This is a genomic window from Myxococcus sp. NMCA1, from assembly GCF_026810205.1.
GTDB classification, from domain to species: Bacteria; Myxococcota; Myxococcia; order Myxococcales; family Myxococcaceae; genus Myxococcus; species Myxococcus xanthus_A.
In genome coordinates, this window is the sequence record NZ_CP113950.1 from 8,761,961 (window position 1) to 8,778,812 (window position 16,852).

The 16,852-nt window shown below is 70.4% G+C and carries 12 protein-coding genes and 1 pseudogene; 8 read left to right on the forward strand and 5 right to left on the reverse strand.

Annotated elements, in window-relative coordinates; genetic code table 11:
• Positions 1 to 84 precede the first annotated feature (84 nt).
• The 4 genes from OZ403_RS36340 (at position 85) to traB (ending at position 6,967) form a co-directional block, all read left to right on the forward strand.
• Positions 85 to 1,827 (forward strand): GTPase, encoded by a 1,743-nt coding sequence (locus tag OZ403_RS36340; protein ID WP_268782909.1) that lies wholly within the window; start codon positions 85 to 87, stop codon positions 1,825 to 1,827.
• Positions 1,828 to 1,974: 147 nt separating this feature from the next.
• Complete coding sequence (locus tag OZ403_RS36345) at positions 1,975 to 3,066, forward strand: hypothetical protein (RefSeq protein WP_140795779.1); 1,092 nt, start codon at positions 1,975 to 1,977, stop codon at positions 3,064 to 3,066.
• Between the two features lie 167 nt (positions 3,067 to 3,233).
• The gene (traA, locus tag OZ403_RS36350; RefSeq protein ID WP_268782910.1) at positions 3,234 to 5,336 is read left to right on the forward strand and encodes an outer membrane exchange protein TraA; all 2,103 of its coding nucleotides are present in this window, start codon (positions 3,234 to 3,236) and stop codon (positions 5,334 to 5,336) included.
• A complete protein-coding gene (traB, locus tag OZ403_RS36355) occupies positions 5,333 to 6,967 on the forward strand; it encodes an outer membrane exchange protein TraB (RefSeq protein WP_140795781.1) in 1,635 nt (544 codons plus the stop codon). The genes traA and traB overlap by 4 nt, the downstream gene beginning before the upstream one ends.
• 16 nt (positions 6,968 to 6,983) lie before the next feature.
• Here traB and OZ403_RS36360 read toward each other — a convergent pair whose 3' ends face one another.
• Together OZ403_RS36360 and OZ403_RS36365 are read right to left on the reverse strand one after the other, a co-directional pair.
• Positions 6,984 to 7,817 carry an Ig-like domain-containing protein gene (locus OZ403_RS36360; RefSeq protein WP_268782911.1) on the reverse strand — a complete coding sequence of 278 codons (834 nt, stop codon included), beginning with the start codon at positions 7,815 to 7,817 and terminating at the stop codon, positions 6,984 to 6,986.
• A gap of 112 nt (positions 7,818 to 7,929) precedes the next feature.
• Complete coding sequence (locus OZ403_RS36365) at positions 7,930 to 9,837, reverse strand: lipase maturation factor family protein (RefSeq protein ID WP_140800843.1); 1,908 nt, start codon at positions 9,835 to 9,837, stop codon at positions 7,930 to 7,932.
• A gap of 138 nt (positions 9,838 to 9,975) precedes the next feature.
• On the opposite strand from OZ403_RS36365, the gene OZ403_RS36370 reads away from it, so the two are divergent.
• Positions 9,976 to 10,629, forward strand: coding sequence for an MBL fold metallo-hydrolase (locus OZ403_RS36370; RefSeq protein ID WP_174258989.1), 654 nt, complete (start codon positions 9,976 to 9,978; stop codon positions 10,627 to 10,629).
• A 16-nt stretch (positions 10,630 to 10,645) separates the two neighbouring features.
• On the opposite strand, the gene OZ403_RS36375 is transcribed toward OZ403_RS36370, so the two are convergent.
• Both OZ403_RS36375 and OZ403_RS36380 read right to left on the reverse strand, forming a co-directional pair.
• Positions 10,646 to 11,452, reverse strand: coding sequence for a hypothetical protein (locus OZ403_RS36375; RefSeq protein ID WP_268782912.1), 807 nt, complete (start codon positions 11,450 to 11,452; stop codon positions 10,646 to 10,648).
• Complete coding sequence (locus OZ403_RS36380) at positions 11,439 to 12,335, reverse strand: dimethylarginine dimethylaminohydrolase family protein (protein WP_268782913.1); 897 nt, start codon at positions 12,333 to 12,335, stop codon at positions 11,439 to 11,441. Before OZ403_RS36380 ends, OZ403_RS36375 begins: the two co-directional genes overlap by 14 nt.
• 182 nt (positions 12,336 to 12,517) lie before the next feature.
• On the opposite strand from OZ403_RS36380, the gene OZ403_RS36385 reads away from it, so the two are divergent.
• The gene (locus tag OZ403_RS36385) at positions 12,518 to 14,215 is read left to right on the forward strand and encodes a GTPase (RefSeq protein ID WP_140795786.1); all 1,698 of its coding nucleotides are present in this window, start codon (positions 12,518 to 12,520) and stop codon (positions 14,213 to 14,215) included.
• A 228-nt stretch (positions 14,216 to 14,443) separates the two neighbouring features.
• On the opposite strand, the pseudogene OZ403_RS39555 reads toward OZ403_RS36385, so the two are convergent.
• Positions 14,444 to 14,998, reverse strand: a pseudogene (locus OZ403_RS39555) (M23 family metallopeptidase); the annotation flags it as partial.
• Between the two features lie 189 nt (positions 14,999 to 15,187).
• Here OZ403_RS39555 and OZ403_RS36395 point away from each other — a divergent pair.
• Together OZ403_RS36395 and OZ403_RS36400 are read left to right on the forward strand one after the other, a co-directional pair.
• A complete protein-coding gene (locus OZ403_RS36395) occupies positions 15,188 to 15,853 on the forward strand; it encodes a TetR/AcrR family transcriptional regulator (RefSeq protein WP_140795787.1) in 666 nt (221 codons plus the stop codon).
• A 25-nt stretch (positions 15,854 to 15,878) separates the two neighbouring features.
• A complete protein-coding gene (locus OZ403_RS36400; protein WP_268782914.1) occupies positions 15,879 to 16,784 on the forward strand; it encodes a sterol desaturase family protein in 906 nt (301 codons plus the stop codon).
• The last annotated feature ends 68 nt before the right edge of the window (positions 16,785 to 16,852 follow it).

Here is a 16,852-nt window from a genome sequence, read left to right on the forward strand (position 1 = left end):
CCGCTCTGTCCCCGGCCGACACCTGGTGGGACAAGTACCTGGGCATGGGGCGCCCCGCGTGCTGTGGTGCGAGGACTTCTGGTGATGAGAGACCCGTACACCCTGCGCACCTGCCTCGCGTCCGCCGTGGACGCCCTGCCCGCTCCCGAGCGCTTCCCGGACGCCTCGGACGCCGAGCTCGCGCGCCGTCTGGCCGAACGCCTGCGCCGCGACCTGCTCCCCCGCCTGGGCTCCGCCGACGCGCCCCTGCTCCTGGTGGCCATCGCCGGCCCCAACAACGTGGGCAAGTCCACGCTCTTCAACTCGCTGGTGGGCGCGGCGCTGTCCCCCGCGAGGCCCGAGGGCGGGCTCACCAAGCAGTGCCTGGCGGCGGCCCACCCGGAGACGTGGACCGGGCCGCTGAAGGACTTCCTGACGCGGCGCTATGACATCGTGCCCGTGGCCTCCGGCGGCTCGGCGCCCGTGGACCAGGCGGGGCCTCCTGGCCGGCTGTACCTGACGCTGTCGGACGCGGTGCCTCGCGGACTGCTCGTCATGGACACGCCGGACTTCGACAGCGTGTACCGCGACAACCGCGAGCGCGCGGAGGCGCTGCTCGTCACCGTGGATGTGCTGGCGTTCGTGGTGAGCCGGCAGACGTACCAGAACGCCGCGCTGGTGGACTTCCTGCGCGCGGCCGTGGGGCATGGGCGGCCGTACCTGCTCGTCTATAACGAGGCCACGCGCGAGGAGGTGGCCCGCGGGCACCTGGACAAGCTCGCCGAGGACGTGGGCCACCCGGCGCTGGCGCGCTACCTGGCGCCGCACCAGCCCGACGTGGAGGCGGGACTGAAGCCCCTGGCCACGGAGCCGCTGGACGGGAAGCCTGCGCTGGGCGCGCTGCTGGGACAGGCCGAACACGCGCGCGAGTTGAAGGCCCGGGCGCTGGAAGCCTCGCTCGCGGATGCGCGCGCGGAGATGGAGGCCGTGTCGCGCGCGGCCTCGGAGGCGGCGCGGGAGCCCGACCGGCTCCGCAAGCGACTGCGCCACGAACTGGACGTGGTGGGGGCGCATGCGGCGCTGAAGGCCGTGCCCGCGGACGTGCTCATCGACGCCTTCCGCGACGAACTGGATGCGCGCAGTCAGTTCCACAAGTGGGTGCGCCTGCCCTTCCGGGGGCTGGCCACGGCGCTCACCTTCGTCACCCGCAAGGTGCGCGAGTCCTTCACCGCGCCCGAAGCCCCGGGCGCGGACACGCCGACCCACGCGGTGGACGAGTCACTGAAGGACGGAGTGCGACGGCTGGTGGATGCCTTCGCACCCGAAGTGGCCGCGTGGCGAGCCGACGCGCAGACGCGGACGAAGCTGGAGGAAGCCTTCGGTCCGGTGACGCTGACGAAGCTGGAGGAGCCGCTGGGCTTCGAGCCCCTGCACGCGCACGCCGCGGACCGGGCCACGCTGTATGCGTACTGCCGGGAGCTGGTCTCCGCGGAGCTTCAGGGTGGCATGCGGGAGGAGCTTCTCCAGACACTGACGACGCTGGTGTACTCCGTGCCGTCGGGCGCGGCGGCGGTGGTGACGGTGGCCACGGGCGGCATGGGCCATGACGCGGTCGTCTGGGCGGGCACCTTGCTGTCCACGCCGCTGATGGAGCGCTTCGTGGACCTGCTGGGCGCCCAGGTGCGGGCTCGCGTCACGAAGAAGTGGGCGGATGCCCACGGCGCGACCCTGTCGAAGGCTCTGGAGGCGCGGTACTTCTCCGACATCCTGGAGCAGCTCGACGGGCTGGCCAGCGACTGGAACCAGACGGCGACCCGGCTGGACGAGGCTCGGGCAGGCTTGTCCTGACGGACCGTGCGTCCCGAGGGTACTCAGTGACGCTGACACCCGGCATCAGCCCGAGCTGAATCGGCGGACACTGGCGCACGATGGCGCCTCGGTGAGGGAACAAGCCTCCTGGCCCGCTGTCACTCCGTCCGTGCGTGTCCGGCGGCAATGCGCCATGCTGGGTGTCTCATGAACGGCTCGGACCCAGCCGGACTGGGCTCGCCACCTCTCGTCCTTTCCTTCCGACACTTGCTGACCGACGCCGTCAGCACGTTCCTGGACGAAGCACGCATGTCCTGCGAGCAGACGGCGGACGCCATCGGCGAGCTCATCGTCACCCTGTCGCGCTATCGCGAGGAGGGCGCCCCGCTGTTTCCCATGGCCTTCGTGGGAGACGACCTGGGACAGATGCTCGAACACCTGGGCGGGCATGACCCGATTGCCATCGGTATCGGTCCGCGTTCGCGCGCCACCATCCAGCGCGCGCTCAAGCAGTGCGCGCCGCTAGGCCAGGGGCGCTGGTGGGCGCTGTACCTGCTGCGCGTCCCGGAGGGCTTCGCCTACGGCGTCTTCCGGACGGACCCCTTTCCTCTGGCGGAGACGCCGCTGGAGCGGCTGCGCCGTGTCGAGGACAGGGGCGCGGGCGTCGTGGGTGTGCTTCAGCTCGCCGACAACATCCTGGAGTTGCGCTCGGGCGGAGGGCTGTGCCGGCACGTGTACCTGTCCGGCGCGAGGGTGGAGTCAGCCTCTCCGCCGGAGGTGATGGATGAGTTGGCGGACGTCGTCACGGCCGGCGTCACCACGCACAGTCGCGAGCGTGCGCGTGGGTTCTTCCGCCGGGTGCTCTTCGAGGTGATGCAGGGCTCCCACGGCGCGCTCGTGGCGGTGCTGCCCCGGGAGCGCGCGGGCTCCACGTTGTTCGTGGACGGCATCATCCTGCCCCGTCCGCTGGACATCGTGGCGTTGCTGGAGCGCTACCACGTGGACCCCACTGACAGCGCGGGCACCGCCGTGCGCGCCGCCGCCCAGTTGCTGCGGGGAATGATGGCCACCGATGGCATCACCGTGCTCCGCGCGGATGGATGCATCGTGGGCTACAACATCTTCGTGCGACATCCGGAGACGCTGGCCAGCCAGCCGTCTGTGGTTGGCGGCGCCCGGCGGCGGACCTTCGAGGTGCTGTGCGCGGCACTGGGCACGGAACTCACCGCCGCGTTCATCCGCTCCCAGGATGGGGACGTGAGCTGCAAGCGGGTCTGAGCCGGAGCGACCTGCATTCCGAACTATTCCGGGTAGTAGCGGCGCATTGAATCTCCGCCGTTGAGCGACCGCTGGAGGACCTGCGACGTCGTAGCGGAAAGCCGCACGTTGCCGGAATTGCGGTTGTGGGAGATATCCCGCATTGTTGCGGGGCTTTGAAATCGCCCGTGTCCCGCATCGCGCGTACCGCGCTCACTGTCCTGGCGGTGTGCCTCGCGGCCTCGACCGCCTGGGGCCAGAAGCTGCCCGATGTCGTCATCCAAGGGCCCCCCATTGCTCCCGCACTCGCTGGTGATGGGCAAGGCCTGTGCGTGGCGTCCAATGTGTGGACGCGCCCCTTGAATGAGTTTCCGCAGTCACGCGGAACGTACATCGACGGTATCAACGGCTTCCTCGAGGAACCCGCCAGCAGGCAGAGCCGTGTCACAACGGTGCTGCGTACGCCCTTCGACCTGTCCAACAACCTCAATGACGGACGCACGCTGAGCTATGGCGATTTCGTCAGCCAGGTCACGGCCCCCGGGTGCTCGATTGGCGGATGCACCTTCAACGTCATCGAGGACAACGACGCCTTCACTCCGTTCGCGTCGCGATTTCGCGGCTACCTGAACGTCACCGCGGATCTGGCGGGTCAGCCGCTTCACTTCGGCTTTTACGCAGATGATGGCATCAGCCTCGTCATCTACGACCGCAACCAGGGCTATCAGGTCATCAATCGGCCACCGATGCTCGGGTTCCCTACGTGGCGAACCACCAACAGCGTCACCTTCAGCTCGCCCGGGCTCTACGCGGTCGAAGCCCTTTATACGCAGGTCGGCGAGCACGCAGCCTTGGAGCTGTCGATGCACACGGGCGCCTTCACTGACTTCGAGCGCGCCGCGAACCAACCGCCCATCGTCAACCTCTTCAGCTCCGGATTCCAGCTCCTCCGTCCCGCGCAGTTCTTCCAGACGGAGAACGGCATCCTCTCCTTCGAAGGCCAGCCCGACCGCTGCGAGCAGTGCAACCGCGGCAACGCGAACTTGCCCGGCAACGGAGGATGCGGCTCCTTCTTCCACTGCAACGCGGCGGCGCTCTGCGCGCCTTGCGACTCCTCGCTCTTCTGCGGCGAGTACTGCTCCCCCTGCAACGAATCCTCTCCCCACTGCGCCAACATCAACGGCCGCACCCAGTGCGTGCAGTGCACCGAGGACGGCCAGTGCCCGAACGGCCGCTGCGACCTCGAAACCAACCAGTGCACCGGCTGCAACGAAGACAGCGACTGCGCCACGGGCGCCTGTGACACCGAAACATTCACATGTGTCGAGTGCAACGACGACAGCCAGTGCACCAACGGCGAGGTCTGCGCCACCGACCTCCACGAGTGCCGCGAGTGCACGCAAGACGCCCACTGCCCTCAAGGCGAGTCCTGCACCAACAACGTGTGCTCGCCCTGCGCCACCAATGATTCGTGCGCAGGCAACTCCTGCAACTGCTGTCCCAGCGGCACCCAGTGCGCGGCGCTGACTCCCGGTGCCAAGCCGACCTGCGTGGAGTGCACCACCAGTAGCCAGTGCGCCGCGGGACAGCAGTGCGACACCGCCAACGGCCGCTGCGTGGACAGCGTGCCTTCGTGCAACACGGCCGACAGCTGCGGCCCTGGCTGCGTGAAGTGCCCCGGCGAGCGCCCCTACTGCCTCGACGGCGAAGTCTGCGTCCAGTGCCGCAACGACTTGGAGTGCGGCGACGGCCAGTTCTGCCTCAGTGGCGAATGCGCGTCCTGCACCACGGACAAGCACTGCGGCCCCCGCTGTGGCGCCTGCGGTGGTGACACCCCCTTCTGCCTCTCCAATGGCACCGTGCAGGGCAGCACCTGCGTGGGCTGCACGGATGACGGGGACTGCGGGAGCGGCGTGTGCAACCCCACCACGCGCACGTGTGAGAACTCGGGCGCATGCGCGGTGACGTGCGAGCCGGGAACGGTCTGCGACGGAACCTCCTGCGTGGAGTGCTTCGCGGATGCCCACTGCCCCTGCGGCGGCACCTGCGACACTGCGACCAACACCTGCTCCACCGCCTGCTCCGACAGCGGAGACTGCCTGGGCGTGGAGCACTGCTCCGCGAAGACGATGGAGTGCGAGCGCGGCCGCCGCAAGCCGGGCACCGAGCCCCAAGGCGGCGCCTTCTGCTGCGGCACCACCGCCGACGCCACGCCCGCTGGAAGCACCACCTTCCTGCTACTGCTCGCCGCGGGCCTCACGTTCCTCCGCCCCCGGCGCCCTGCTCGATGAAGCCCTCGCACCTGTTCCTCATCGTGGCGCTGGGGTTGTCCACCGCCGCCACTGCTCAGCCAGACGCGCGCTTCAACGTGCAGCTCTTCCGTCCGTCCGGCGCGCCCCAGGACCTGGTCGTGGTGCAGCAGTCGCGTCCGCTGTCACACCTGTCCGTCTCGGCCGGGCCGTACCTCAGCTACTCGCTCAACCCCCTGTCGCTGATTCCCGAGGGCGGAGACCTGAGCAAGATCAACCTGGTCGGCAACCGCCTTCAACTGGACGTCATGGCCACCGTTGGCCTCTTCGACTGGGCCGAGGTCGGCGTGGACATGCCGCTCATCCTCGCCCAGGGCGGCGCCAACCTGGAGGTCATCGGCACCGAGGGGAGCGTGGAGAGCTTCGTGCTCGGTGACCTCCGGCTCACCGGCAAGGTGGCCATCCCGGGCCTGCGCCGGCCCGCCGAGGGCAAGGGCTGGGGCGGCGCGGTGACGCTCAACGTGAGCTTCCCCACCGGCGCCCAGGACGCCTTCGCCGGAGACGGCGAGCTGACCTGGGCCCCGGGCCTGGTGCTGGACTATCGCTTCGAGAACGGCATCCTCCTGGCGCTCAACGGCGGCTTCTGGAAGCGCCCGGACCGCGTCTTCAGCGGCGTGTCCGTGGGCGACATGATGCCCTTCGGCGTCGGCGCGGAGGTCCCCATCCTTCGCGGCAGCGGTGTCACCGCGGTGGGCATGGTGCACGGCGCGGTGGGGTTGCAGAAGCAGCCCGATGAGCCCCGGCAGGTCCCCGCGGAGGCGCTCTTCGGCCTGCGCTGGTACAGCTCCACCGGGCTCACCTTCACGTTCGGCGGCGGCATGGGCTGCGGCTGCTCCATCGCCTCGCCCTCGCTGAGCTTCTTCACGTCCATCCTGTGGATTCCGGCGAAGACGCGCGAGTGGGAGGCCCTGGAGCGCTTCAAGGAGCCGCCCGAGCCCCCGCCGCCGCCCATCGACCCGGATGGTGACGGCGTGATTGGCGAGTCGGATGCGTGCCCCGACGTGGCTGGCCCCGTGGCCAACATGGGCTGCCCGGACACGGACAAGGACGGTGACGGCGTGGTCGACCGGCTCGACCGGTGCCCGGACCAGCCCGCCGGCAGCCGCGGCAAGGACGGGTGCCCGCTGGCCCGCCGCGATGGCAACCGGATTGTCATCCTGGAGCAGCTCAACTTCGCCACCGACCAGGACATCATCCTCTCCGAGTCCTTCCCCATCCTGGAGGAGGTCGCTCGGGTGATGAACGAGAACACCGAGGCCGACCGGGTGCACGTCGAGGGTCACACCGACTCTCGCGCCAGCGATGCGTACAACCTGGACCTGTCGCGCCGCCGCGCGGCCAGCGTCATGCGCTTCCTGGTGGAGAGCGGCGTGGCGGCGGAGCGGCTGTGCTCGCAGGGATTTGGCCGCTCGCGGCCGCTGGCGGACAACGCGACGGAAGAAGGCATGGCGCTCAACCGCCGCGTCGACTTCACCATCCAGCCGCCGAGCGACGGCCCGCGTCCGCCCTGCCCGGAGGACGCGGAGGACAAGAAGCGCAAGCGCCCCACCAAGAAGGCGCCGGCCACGCCCAAGGCGAAGTCGAAGGCTCCCGCGGCTGCGCCCAAGCCGTAGACGCGGGAAAGACTCGCTACGGAACGACGAACTCCGCCGCCGACCGCCGCCGACCGGCGACCACGGACACCACCGCGCGCCCGGAACCCACCGCCGTCACGCGGCCTTCGGGTGACACCGACACCACGGCGGCGTCCGAGGTGAAGAACTCCAGCGGCACCGTGTCCAACACGACGCCGCTGCGATTGAAAGCTCGCGCCTGGAGCTGCACGGACTGCCCCCTCCGCTGGAAGGCGTGGTGCGTGAGGTTGAGGCCCAGCCGCGCGAAGTCCGCCGGCACCACCTGCACCGCGATGTGCCGGCTGAGGTGCCCCAGTGTCGCGCTCAGGGTTGCCTTGCCCGGGCGCACGGCCACCAACTGCCCATCCTCCACTCGCGCCACCATCTCATCCGAGGAGCGGAACGTGGGCATCGCGTCCTGCAACGAGGAGCCCTGCTCGTTCCTCGCCACCACGCGCAGCTTGATGACACGCCCCACCTCGAGGAAGTCCGCGCCCGGGGCACGCACGTCCAACGAGTTGAGGATGGTCAGCTCCAGCGGCAACGCCGCGCGGACCTTGCCCCCCGTCGCGCCGATGGTCGTCTTCCCCGACTTGCGCACCGTCAGCAAGCCTTCCTGGACCTGTGCCACGTCCGGCGCGGAGCTGGTCCACCGCAGCTTCGCGTCGGACATGGGCTGGCCTTCAGCGTCGAAGACCTCGTACGCCAGCTTCACGGTCTGCCCAGGCGTGCGGAGGTACTTCGTCTCCAGCGGCTCCAGCTTCATGGTGGTGGGCGTGGGCCCGCAGGCGCTCAGCAGCCCGATGACGGCGACAAGGGGGAGGCAAATAGGAATGCGCGGCGTCTTCACGGCGTCACGACGGCGGAGATGGGTGGGAAGCCCCCATTGTAGCCCCACCCCATCGGCGGCGTACGAAAAGGGGCCCTCGAGGTTCAGGGCCGCACGCCTGCTCCCACCCGCCTCACGCCCCGGCATGCCATTGCAGCGCGGGAATGCGTCCACGAGGCCGGGGCCCTGGCGCCAGCGATAGGGGCGGCACGTAGAGGCCCAGCCGCTCCCGCCGCCACCAGATGCCCGTGCGCCGCCGCTCGGCCACGTCCGTCATCCGGTAGTCGTACAGCACCGCTCGCACCATCCGAGGCGGCCGGCCCGGGAAGGGGTTGCCCGCCAGCAGGCCCAGGACCTCCGGCGAGCCCTCCAGCAGCCGGGCCAGGAACGCGACGAACCAGCCAGGGGGCGAGCCAAGCGCGGCGAACCACATCTGCCAGTCCAGCCTCGGCTGGTGGGGAGCCACCTGCCGGGGAGGCCGGGCCGGGTCCCCCACCTTGTAGTGGAAGGAGTATTCCTTCCACTGCTCGCCGTCGTCGGAGCCCTCCACGACGATTTCCGGCCGCTGCACCGTCATCATGCTGAAGAGGCCGTAGGGATTCACCGAACGCAGGGGCCGCGCCTGGGACTCCAGCCACGTCAGCATCGCGCCGACGCGCTCGGGCCGGTACCGCTGCCACCCTTCGAACCTGCGAAGCACCTCCGACGCCCCCAGCACCAGCAGCGGCGACACCACCAGCGCGGACACGCCGGTACGCCACCAGGGCCGTGGCTGAGCGGGAGGCCCGTCCTTCAAAGGCAGCACCCGCCGCAGCGCCGCGTCATCCAGGAGCCACACGCCCAGCACCCAGGCTTGGACGTTGAAGAAGCCGTAGTTCCCCGTGGCGACGATGGCGGTCTGCAAGCCGCTCAGGCTCCAGAAGGCGAATTGCCGCAAGCGCCGGGGCCCGAAGGCCAGAAAGGGCACCACCGTCTCGAGCCAGAGCACCGCCCCGGTCGAGGCCCGCTGGAGCCGTCGGGGCAGATGATGCGCGTACCAACCACCCCGCGTGGGCAGCGGCGCCGTCTCGTAATAGTGCTCGCACGCGGTCAGCTCGCGCCAGGTCCGGTCCCCCGACTGGACCTTGCTGACCCCCGAGCCGAAGTAGAGCCGGAACACGAGCAGCCGGAAGAGGAACACATCCAGCGCGGAGGGCTCGTCGCGGCCCAGGCCCGGCCGCGGTCCTCCGGGCGCGGTGAGCGCCGCCAGCAGCCCCATCTCCAGCAGCAGCACGTCCCACTGGAAGGAGAGGAACTCACGCCCCACGGCCACGTAGGAGAGGTACAGCGCCCACAGCGACGACACGCTGAGCCGGGGCGCCACGTTGAAGAGCAACGCCAGGGACAGCACCTGCCCCGTCCAGCACCCACGCACCAGCGCGGCGTCCGACGCGTCCCACCAGAACAGCGACGGAATGCGCCGCCACCGCGCGAGCGCCGAGGGTTCCTCGCGGCGCTCCGCGGCCAGACGCTCCGCCACGGGCCGGAGGCCTTGCGTCCCATACAATCCCCGCACCTGCCGCCCCAGCGAAGTGAAGGCGATGAGGAACGTTCCTCCCAGCAGCCGCAGGAAGACCCAGCGCACCCACCGGTATTCGTGTGGCACCACCGCGCGCCCGAAGAGCCAGCGGTCCACGCCCGCCGCCTGACGACGATTCCGGGCCACCACCGCGTAGACGCCCTGGGCCAACTGCAACACCCCCGGCATCAAGCCCAGCCTCGCGGCCGCTCGAGTCCCCCGGCGAGGTGACGCGGCGAGCGCTCGGAAGAGGGCCTCCGCGCCTTGGGACACCCGGCCGGAGGGTTCCACCAACTGCATGGCCCTGCGCATGTCCGCCTTCGGGATGCCCAGCAGCCAGCGGCGCCACCCGCTGCCCGGCCGGTAGCGGACACGGTCCTCGGTGCGCCATCGCCAGCGTGCGGCCCAGCGCCGGCAGAACGCGCAGTCGCCGTCGAAGAGCACCAGGGGCCGGGCCAGCATACCGCGAGAGATTCGCGCCATCATGCGGGAACGTTGTGCCGTCCCACGGACGACGTCCCCGTATCCTCGGGCGCCCGCCGTGGAAACAGCAGAGCATCCAGGCCGTGGCCTCCCTCCCCGCCCCGGTCACAGTGCATGGGGGTGCCTAGCTTTGTCCGCATGAGCGAGCCCAAGGGGAAGGCGAAGCGGACAAGCGAGTTGGTGCCCGGCGTCCACCACTGGACCCTCTCCGATGACCGCATCGGCGGCGCGCGCAGTGACGCGTACGCCGTGGTGGACACGGATGGCGCCGTCGTCCTCATCGACCCGTTGCCCATCGACGAGGCAGCACTGCGCAAGCTGGGGAACATCTCCGCCATTGTCCTGACGGCGGGGAACCACCAGCGCTCCGCGTGGCGGCTGCGCAAGGCTTTCAAGGTGCCCGTCTGGGCTCCCGAGGGAGCACAGACGCTGGAGGAGCAGCCCGACTTCTTCTACGTCGCGGGAGACACGCTGCCCGCGGGGCTCATCTCGTTCCACACGCCCGGGCCCACCGAGGCGATGTACACGCTGTGGATGCAGCAACACCCGCGCGGCGTCGCGTTCCTCTCCGACCTGCTCACGCATGAGGAGGGGGAGACGCCGGAGTTCATCCCCAGCGAGTACCAGGACGAACCGCTGCGCACCCGGCACAGCGTCCAGCGCATCCTGGACCACCTTCCCGTGGAGACGCTGTGCTTCTCCCACGGAGCGCCCATCCTCCGCGACGGCTCCCGCGCGTTGCGGCTCGCTCTGGAAGAGGACATGGAGTCGCCCGCCGCGCCAGCGCCCTGAGCGGGCCCGCGCGCGTTCAGCCGAGAGGCCCTTCGCGCACCAGCACCTGTCCCGCATCCAGCCCCGGAGGCACCAGGTGCAGCACCTCGCCCGCCTCCGCGCGGTCGAGCAGCGCGCTCAGCGCCGGGAGGTCGTTGGCGGGCACACGAAGCGACGGCGTCAGCGAAAGGCGCCGCGCCATCGCGTCGCCCAGCCGCGTCCGGTCCGTCAGCTCCGACTCATAGACGAAGGAGCGCTCTCCGTACTCATGCCCACCGGGCACGCGCCCCACGAGGCGCAGCGGGCCCAGCCTGGAATGGACGCGAACGCTGGGGTTGTCCCACTGGGCCACGCCTCGCAGCCGCCGCGCGCGCAGCATCTGCAACGTGAGCAGCTTCACCCACGGCGACGCCCCCGTCCCCGGCAGCACGCTCAGCAGCGACACGCCGATGAACAGCCCCCGCGTCACCGAAGGCGCCGCGTAGTAGGCCGCGCCAATGGCCGGGTCCTCGTCGGCCAGCCCCAGACGCTCGCGCACGGGAGCCGCGAGCATCCGGGCCGGACAGCGCAGCAGGCCAATGGCGCCCGGTAGCAGATACAGGTCCGACAGCACCCAACGCGGCACGCCGATGCCACCGAAGGCGAACTGGTTCAGCGCCAGGTACTGCATCGCCAGGTCCGCGTTCCGCTCTGCGGGCAGGAACGTCACCGGCACGCCCAGCGGCGCCAAGTCCAACGAGCCCGCGTGCTCGCCCGAGCCCAGCGCCACCAGCGACGTGCCAGGGTGCGCGGCGAGGAAGTCCTCCGCCTGCCGTGGCAGCGCGCCCGCGTCACCCATCGGCATCGATGTCCCTCGCGATGGCCGGCAACCGGAACGCGTCTGGGATGTTCAGCGTCGCCGCGTCCACCTCGGCGCGAGACACGAGGCAGCGCGACGAGCCGCCTCCCTTCTCACACAGCTCGCGCATGGTGAGCGACACCACACGCAGGCCCAGCGCCTCCAATCGCTCACGCACCGAGTCCGGCACCACCGAAGGCGCCAGCACGTCACGCCCCACCGGCAGCCCGTTGGTCGCGTAGCGGCGAATCTCCGCCTCCGTCACGAGGAGCAGCCGGTGCTCGCCGAAGCGCTCGCGCAGCAGCGCATACGACTCCGGCGTCATCACCTCCGGACACACCATCAGCCGGTCCACCGCGGGCAGTGGCAGCACCGCCATGTTGCCGTGGAAGGCGGGCTCGCGGACCTGGATGCGCAGCACCTCTCCGGGGAAGTAGCGCGCCGCGGCCTCCAGGCCATCCAGCGTCGTGCGGCCGCCCCAGAACAGCAGCGTGACACCGTCGAAGGTGGCCACGTCGCCGTGGGCCTCCCAGATGCCCACGCCCGGGTCCACCACCTCCATGCCCAGCGACCGGGCCAGGGGCGCCCAGTGCTCGCGCTCCGTCTGCCGGTGCGCGCTCATCATCCGCGGCAGCACGAACAACGGAGCGGCGCCCTGACGCGCCACCACCTGTCCACATTCGGCGGCGTACGGCATGCCCGTCAGGAGCTCGGAGGGAGACGGCAACGCGACCACCGTGCCGCCGCGCGCTTCGATGTCCCGGGCCAGCGCCAGCCATTCCCGCCGGGCCTGACGCGCGTCCACGGGCGGCGCCTCGCGGCTGCGGAAGTTGCTCCGGCCGCGCAGGGCCCACGTGCGTCCCGGCGGCGACATGAGGAAGAGGTCCATGGTGATACTGCTTCTACTCCTCCCGGCATCCCCGCTGCCATCCGGTCCCCACCCCACCCGGGCACCCGACGTTCCCGGTAGGGCACCCCGCGAGGGGTCGCCGCCGGAAACTGCACGCTGGCGCACCCTCCACGCATCTTCTTCGTAGTCACCCGGGCGAAGCCGGGACAGGCTCTCTCCACGTGGACGAGACGAGCCTGCCTGAACCCGATGCCCTGCGTTCCCTGCTGAAGACAGCCCTGGAGCTGCCCGCGCTCCGGCCGCATGCCGCGCGCCTGGAGCGGCTCGTGGACGACTATGCGCGCGGCGTGGCACGCAAGGATGCCCCCCTGAGCGTGGCGTTGGTGGGGGCCACCGGCGCGGGCAAATCCACCCTCCTCAACGCGCTGGCGGGGCAGGCCCTGTCGCGTGAAGGCGTCAACCGGCCCACCAGCACGGCCGCCACCGTGTTCGCGCCAGAAGGCACGCCCACGGACGCGCTGGCGGGCTCCGGCGCGCGGGTCATGACGTATGCCCCCGGCCCCCAGGGCCTGTGGGGCGGACAGGTCTTCATCGACACGCCGGACCTCAACAGCGTGGCCACCACGCACCGCGAAGTGGCCCGCGCGGCGCTGGAGCGCGCGGATGTGGCGCTCGTCGTCATGCACCGCGGCAGCGTGGCGGAGGCTTCCCAGGTGGAGTTCCTCACGGAGTTCGCCCGCCGCCGCGCGCTCGTCTTCATCCTCAACTTCGCGGACGAGCTGTCTCCTGAGTCGCGCGACACGCTCAAGGCCCAGGTTCGCCGCGTGGCCTCCGAGCAGTACGGCCTTGCACAAGAAGACGTGCCCGTCTTCGCCATCAGCGCCTTGTCGGCGAAGGACGGCCGGGACGTGTCCGGCGAGTTCGGCGCCCTGCTCTTCCACCTGCGCGGACTGGCCACGCAGGCGGTGGCCGCGCGCGTGCGCAAGACGAACGCGATGGGCGCGCTGGAAGAGGTGCACACCCGCGTGGAGGCCGCGCTGAAGGAGACGGACGCGACGCTGTCACGCACGCGCGCCGCGCTGGACTCGGGGCTGGAGAAGGCGGCGGAGGGCCTGCGCGCGGACTTCGACGCGCGGCTGCGGCTGGCGCACGGCCACCTGGCGGCGGAGGTGCGGCGTCAGGCGGGAGGCCGCTTCTGGGGGCCCGCGGCCTGGGGCCTGCGGCTGTCCCTCTGGGGCGCCAGCGGCCTGGGCGCGGCGGCGCTGGTGGGGCGGAGCAGCCTGCCCGCGGGGCTGGCGGTGGCGGCGGCCTCCACCGTGGTGGACGTGGTGCGCGGACACACCCGCGCCAGGGCCGCGGAGTCCGCGGTGGTGGAACCCTTCGAGGACGACTTCAGCGCCCAGGCCGCGGCGCGCACCGCGCTGGCGGAGGCGCGCAGCGTGGCGCGCGCGAGCGGACTGGAGCCCGCGCTGCTGGGCGTCCCCGACGTGGACACGCTGTTGGAGGAGGTGCGGGTGGCCAGAGCGGGCGCCTGGCGCTACACCGCCACCACCGGCGTGGCGGAGGCGGTGGCCGGTTGGTGGCGCACCGCGCGCTGGCTGGTGCTGCCGCTCATCAACCTGCCGCTGCTGGCCCTGCTGGGCCATGTGGGCTACCGCGTGGTGCGGGCCTACGTGGAAGGCCCCCTGCTGCCGTTGGACTACTTCGTCAACGCGGGGGCCCTCTTCATGCTGCTCGCCGGCGCGGGCGTGCTGCTGGCTTCAGCGAGTCTCGCTGGGGCCGCTCGCCGTGCGGGTACCGCCGGACGTGCGCGCTTCGTTGAGGCCCTGGCCGCCCTGGGCGGGAGGCTGGGAGAGACCGTCGAGGATGCTCTGCGCCCCGGGCGGGAGGCCGCGAAGGGCCTGCTGGCGCTCCGGTGACATGGACACCACCGGCTGACCCGGGGTGTGCGTGCCGCCGTTGCTCGCCATGAGCGCCTGCGTGCCGTTGTCCTTGCAGATGGGCGCGGCCACGCGGGTGTCGCGCACCGGGTCCCCGTAGCCAGCGATGCGCGCTGGAACGGACGGGTTGTTCCACCCCTTGCCGCTCTCACGCGCCACCTTGAAGTGCAGGTGCGCGCCGCAGGCCCAGCCCGTGGAGCCGGAGAAGCCGATGAGCTGGCCTTCCTTCACCACGTCACCCGGCTTCACCACCACCGCGCTGAAGTGGAGGTACTGCGTCTCCAGTCCATCACCGTGGGAGATGACGACGTAGTTGGCGTAGGGCGCGAACTTCTCGTCACAGCCACCCTTGGTGCTGTCACCGCGAGACAGACGCACCGTGCCGTCACGCGCGGCGACGATGGGCGTGCCATCCGGCATGCGGAAATCCCACGCGTGCGTGTCGTTGTGTTGGTGACTTCCCGTGTCATGTCCCTGGCTCACCGTGTGGATGCGACCACAGGCGAAGGGAACGCCAACCTCGGGCATTTCGCCCACATCGGTGGCGGAAGAGGAAGGAACCGCAGGGGCCGAAGCCAGGAGAGAACCAAGAAGGAGGGCTGAAAGGTTCATATCGGGGCGGGGCGGAAACGGGGGCAAGTGGCGCGGGTATTTCCCTGCGGATTTTCGCCGCGCCTGTCTGCTGTACGACGCGGAGGGCCTCGGCACGCCCACCCTCCCGGGGGGAGTCATACCCGAGTCCCGAGCGAACGCCGCGCACATGACAGCCAGGCCCCTGTCCGCTCGGCCGCTCGGGAAGCGGGCCAAGCGCGCATCGCGAGCGGCCACTTCCCTTTCGACATGCCCATGTACGGGGACAGGTGGCGGCACACGCCACTGTGAGGATCACTCACCCCTGGTCGAAGAAAGTGACTGGTCACTCACTAAGTTCGACATTATCCTGGGAGTCGAATGGCCGCGAAGAACACTCCATCGGACGCGCCGGCCCGGCCTGTCCGCCGCACGCAGCAGGAGCGCCGTGAGACGACGCGGCGCAAGCTGCTGGATGCCACCATCGAGACGCTGGTGGAGCAGGGCTACGCCCGCCTGACGACGGTGGAGGTGTCCAAACGGGCAGGCCTGTCACAGGGCGCGCTCTTCACCCACTTCGATACGAAGGAGGAGCTGCTGGCCGCGGCGGTGGAGCACCTCTTCCCGCGGCTCATCCAGGACTACCTGGCGGGCGTGGGTGCCCGGCCGTCAGGCAGGGACCGCATCGCGGCGGCGGTGGACATGTTGTGGGCCGCCTTCCAGCGCCCGGAGCTGCAGGCCGCCATCGAGCTGTACGTCGCGGCGCGCACGGACGCGGAGCTGCGCGTGGCGCTGGCGGCGGTGGACGGGCCACACCGGGAGAACCTGCACCGCGTGGCACGCGAGCTGTTTCCCGAGGCCTCCGAGCACCCGGACTTCGACTCCATCGTGGAGCTGGCGCTGGACGCGGTGCAGGGCGCCGCGGTGGGAGGCAGCGCCCGGCCGAACGACCCGGCGCACCGGCGCATGTTGGATGCGCTCACCCACTTCATGCGCAACGCCTTCCTCCCCTCATTGGCGCGGCCTCGCCGCCGCGCCCGCTCCTGAGTTCGCCGACACGGAGGGTCCCACCATGGACGCAGCACACATCCCCGACCTCATCACCCCGGCCATCCCGGTGTTCACCCTCACGGTGATTGCCGAGGCCCTCTGGGTGAAGAAGCAGCGGGACGAAGGCCGTCCCATGGTGGGCCACACCTGGAAGGATACGATTGCCAGCATCTCCATGGGGCTGGGCAACGTGGCCATCAACGTCCTGTGGAAGGGCGTGGCCTTCGCCGGCTACCTGGCGATCTACCACCTGACGCCGCTGCGCATGGGCACCGGCGTGCTGGCATGGGTGCTCATCTTCTTCGCGGACGACCTCTGCTACTACGCCTTCCACCGCGTCCACCATGAGAGCCGCTTCTTCTGGGCGTCCCACGTGGTGCACCACTCCAGCCAGCACTACAACCTCTCCACGGCGTTGCGGCAGACGTGGACGCCGCCCACCAGCTTCGTCTTCTGGGCACCGCTGGCGCTGCTCGGGTTCCACCCGGTGATGATTGTGGTGCAGCAGTCCGTCAGCCTGCTCTACCAGTACTGGATTCACACCGAGGCCATTGGCCGGCTGCCGCGCCCGCTGGAGTGGGTGCTCAACACGCCGTCACACCACCGCGTGCACCATGCGTCCAACCCGCGCTACCTGGACAAGAACTACGCGGGCATCCTCATCATCTGGGACCGGCTCTTCGGGACGTTCGAGCCGGAGGGTGAGAAGCCCGTGTACGGCCTGACGAAGAACCTGGAGACGTTCAATCCCGTGCGCATCGCCTTCCACGAGTTCGCGGCCATCACGCGCGACGCGGCGAAGCCCGGCTCCCTGAAGCAGCGCCTGAGCTACGTCTTCCGCAACCCGGCCTGGAAGCCCGACGCCCCAGAGGCGCCCCGGCCGTCCGGAGTACAGCCCCCGCCCGAAGGGGCCCGCCCCTCCGTGTGAGGTGTTGAGCACCCGGCCGCCCGCGGCCCCGTCGACGCGCACCGACACCGCCGTCCAGCTTCCCACCC